The sequence below is a fragment of the Micromonospora maritima genome (assembly GCF_902825405.1).
GTDB lineage: Bacteria > Actinomycetota > Actinomycetes > Mycobacteriales > Micromonosporaceae > Micromonospora > Micromonospora maritima.
This window is the reverse complement of record NZ_CADEAU010000495.1, coordinates 1-3,825: the sequence shown is the minus strand read 5'-3', so window position 1 is coordinate 3,825 and position 3,825 is coordinate 1. Positions and strand designations below refer to the sequence as shown.

Sequence of the window (3,825 nt, the reverse complement as noted above, 5' to 3'; positions counted from 1 at the left end):
CGGCCGCGCGTCGTGCGCCGGCCCGGCGGCGGGCAGGTCCGGCGCCAACGCCGCGCCGTCACCCCCGCGTACGCCGACAGGTTCCCCGGCCGGCGGCGACTCCAGCACCCGGCGCAGGTCGGCCAGGAGGCTCAACCGTTCCGCAGAGTTGTGGTCGGACTCCGGCGCGTAGACGGCGACGGTGTCGTTGCGGTGCTTGGCGTCGTACATGGCGACGTCGGCGTGGCGCATCAGGGTGGCGAAGTCCTCGCCGTGGTCGGGGAAGAGCGCGACGCCGATGGAGCCGCCCACGTCCAGGGGCAGCCCGTCCAGCGGCACCGGCTCGGCGAGCGCGGCGACCACCCGGTCGGCCCGCTCGCGGGCCTCGTCGAGGCCGGCCAGCCGGGGTACGACGATGGCGAACTCGTCCCCGCCGAGCCGCGCCACCAGGTCCCGCTCGCCGACCACGTCGATCAGGCGGGCGCTCACCTCGACCAGCAGCCGGTCGCCGACCGCGTGGCCGAGCGCGTCGTTGACGTGCTTGAACCGGTCGAGGTCGAGCAGCAGCAGGGCCAGGTGGCCGTCCGGCTCGCCGCGGGCGGCCCGTTCGGCGTGCAGGTGCACCTGCTCGGCCACCTCGGTGAGCAGCGCCTTGCGGTTGGGCAGCCCGGTGAGCGGGTCCACGTCGGCGAGCTGTTCCCGCTCGGCGGAGAGGCGGGCCATCCGGTAGACCGCGAACAGCGGGACCAGCACCAGCGGAATCAGCGCCGCGCTGGCCCGGGCGGCGGCCACCAGCACCGGCGCGAGCAGCAGCAGCGAGCCGGTGGAGAGCAGCTCGTAGGCCAGTCCGAGCCGGACGCTGGGCCACCACCGGTCGCCGAAGCGCAGCCGGATGGCGGAGGTGACCAGGCCGTAGTTGACCACGAACCAGGCGACCGTCGCGCCGCCGACCGCCGCCACGTCGGTCCAGTGCAGCCGGCCCCCGTCGAACAGCTCGCCCGGGCCGAGCCGGGTGATCGCGTACGCGGCGGCGAGCGCGCAGGCGTACTGGGCGGCGTTGAAGGCGGTGCGCCAGGGCGCGTAGCCGAGGCGCCACCCGGAGACGGCCACGGCCACGGCCTGCACCGCGACGGCCGGGCCGAGCCCCCAGCCGAGCAGGATGGCGAAGGTGAAGCAGGTCGACGGGAAGACCGCCGAGGTCTGCCGGCGGCCGGGCGGGACGAACGGGCGGGCGTCGCAGGCGACGGCGAGCGCCGCCATGGTCCAGAACGCGGCCGGCAGCTCGGTCAGCCGGTCGGGGAGCGCGACCAGCGGCCCGACCGAGACGAGCAGGGCGAGTACGCCGACACCACCGACGAAGCCGAAGAACGGACCGGTCCGCCCGGGCGGGACGGAGTTGCGCGGGTCGCCGTTCTCCATCGCACCTCCCGGAAGTGGCATCGGCACGCGCCGTCACGCGCCGTACGCCAATGAAACGCCCTCCGGGTCGATTTCCCCGACACGACAGTCACGAATCGGTCGTAGTCGTAATTAAGTTGGTATACGGCGCAGCGGCCACCGGGGCGGGTTTCAGCCCTCCACCCGGGCCACCGCCCGGGCCGCCTCGGGGCCCGAGTCCAACAGCACCCGGAACCCGTCCTCGTCCAGGATCGGCAGCTTCAGGGTGGCCGCCTTGTCGGCCTTGGAGCCGGGGTTGTCGCCGACCACCACGAAGCCGGTCTTCTTGGAGACCGACCCGCTCACCTTGCCGCCCCGGCTCTGGATCGCCTCGGCGGCCTGGTCGCGACTGAACCCGGCCAGCGTGCCGGTGACCACCACGGTGATCCCGTCCAGCGGTCGCGGCCCCTCGTCGCCGCCCTCCTCGGCCATCCGGACGCCCGCCTCGGCCCACTTGCGCACCACGTCGCGGTGCCAGTCGACGGCGAACCACTCCTTGAGGCTGGCGGCGATGGTCGGGCCGACGCCGTCCACCGAGGACAGCTCCTCCTCGCCCGCGGCCTCGATGGCGTCGATCGACCGGAAGTGCCGGGCCAGCGCCTGCGCCGCGGTCGGGCCGACGTGCCGGATGGAGAGCGCCACCAGCACCCGCCACAGGTCGCGTTCCTTGGCCTCGGCCAGGTTGTCGAGCAGCTTGACCGCGTTGCTGCCCAGGCTGCCGTCCTTGTTGACGAAGAACGGCGAGTGGCGCAGCTGGTCGGCGTCGAGGTGGAAGAGGTCGCCCTCGTTGGTGATGATCTGCGCGTCCAGCAGCGCCGCCGCACCCTTCTCACCCAGCGCCTCGATGTCGAACACCTTGCGGCTGGCCAGGTAGAAGACCCGTTCCCGGATCTGCCCCGGGCAGCCACGGGCGTTGGGGCAGCGGATGTCGACGTCGCTCTCCTTGGCCGGCGCGAGCGGCGTGCCGCAGGCCGGGCAGGTGGTCGGCATGACGAACGGGCGGGCGTCGGCCGGGCGCAGCTCGACCACCGGGCCGAGCACCTCGGGGATCACGTCGCCGGCCTTGCGCAGCACCACCGTGTCGCCGATGAGCACGCCCTTGCGCTCGACCTCGCGGGCGTTGTGCAGGGTCGCCAGGGCGACCGTGGAGCCGGCCACCCGGACCGGTTCGAGGACGGCGAACGGGGTGACCCGGCCGGTGCGCCCGACGTTGACGTCGATGTCGAGCAGCGTGGTGTTGACCTCCTCCGGCGGATATTTGAAGGCGATCGCCCAGCGGGGGGCGCGGCTGGTCGAGCCGAGGCGGCCCTGGATGGAGACCGGGTCGACCTTGACCACCACGCCGTCGATCTCGTGCTCGACGTCGTGCCGGTGCTTGCCGTAGTAGGCGATGTAGTCCGCGACCCCGGCGAGGTCGTCCACCACCTTCCAGCGGTCGCTGGTGGGCAGCCCCCACGCCTTGAGCGCGGCGTAGGACTCGGACTGGGCCGTCGGCCGGAAACCCGTGCGCGCGCCGATGCCGTGCACGACCAGGCGCAGCGGCCGGGAGGCGGTGACCCGCGGGTCCTTCTGCCGCAGACTGCCGGCGGCGGCGTTGCGTGGGTTGGCGAACGGCGCCTTGCCCTGCTCGACCAGGCTCGCGTTGAGGTCGGCGAACGCGGCCACCGGGAAGTAGATCTCGCCGCGCACCTCGACCAGCTCCGGCACGTCGGGAAAGTCGTCGGCCGGGGTGAGCCGGGCCGGCACGCCCTCGATGCTGCGGACGTTGGCGGTGACGTCCTCCCCGGTGCGCCCGTCGCCCCGGGTGGCCGCGCGCACCAGCCGGCCCTTTTCGTAGGTCAGGTTGATGGCCAGCCCGTCGACCTTCAGCTCGCACAGGTAGGGCACCGGGCCGCCGGCGTCGCGCTCGACCCGCTCGGCCCAGGCGGCCAGCTCTTCGTCGGCGAAGGCGTTGTCGAGCGAGAGCATCCGTTCGGCGTGGGTGACCGGCGTGAAGTCGGTGGAGAACGTGCCACCGACCCGCTGGGTGGGTGAGTCGGGGGTGCGCAGCGCCGGGTATTCGGCCTCCAGCGCCTCCAGCTCGCGCAGCTGCCTGTCGAACTCCGCGTCGGTGACGGTCGGCGCGTCCAGCACGTAGTAGCGGTACTGGTGCTCGGTGAGCTCCTGGCTCAGCGTCGCGTGCCGCTCCCGGGCCGCCGGGGTCGGCTCGGCGCCGGCCGCCGCCTCCTGCGCGGCGTCGACCGCCGTGGGCACCGCTTCTTCGGACACACCGCCGTCTTCGGACACCGCTGTCGACCTCCCGTGCTCGTGCTACCCCCGAACCGTAACGGTCGGCACCGACAACCGTCCCGCCACCCGCGCCGACCTGGCCACCCGGCGCGGGCCCGGCGCGCGTCGCGCCACCGGGCG

2 protein-coding genes are annotated in these 3,825 nt (G+C 73.7%); both read right to left on the bottom strand.

The annotated features are described in order from the left end of the window. The coding region (locus tag HUW36_RS27760) for a diguanylate cyclase (protein ID WP_246248354.1) at window positions 1-1,398 on the bottom strand (1,398 nt) is incomplete at its 3' end. Window positions 1,399-1,548: 150 nt separating this feature from the next. Next, window positions 1,549-3,702 (bottom strand): NAD-dependent DNA ligase LigA, encoded by a 2,154-nt coding sequence (gene ligA, locus HUW36_RS27755; RefSeq protein ID WP_425487271.1) that lies wholly within the window; start codon window positions 3,700-3,702, stop codon window positions 1,549-1,551. Window positions 3,703-3,825: the final 123 nt, after the last annotated feature.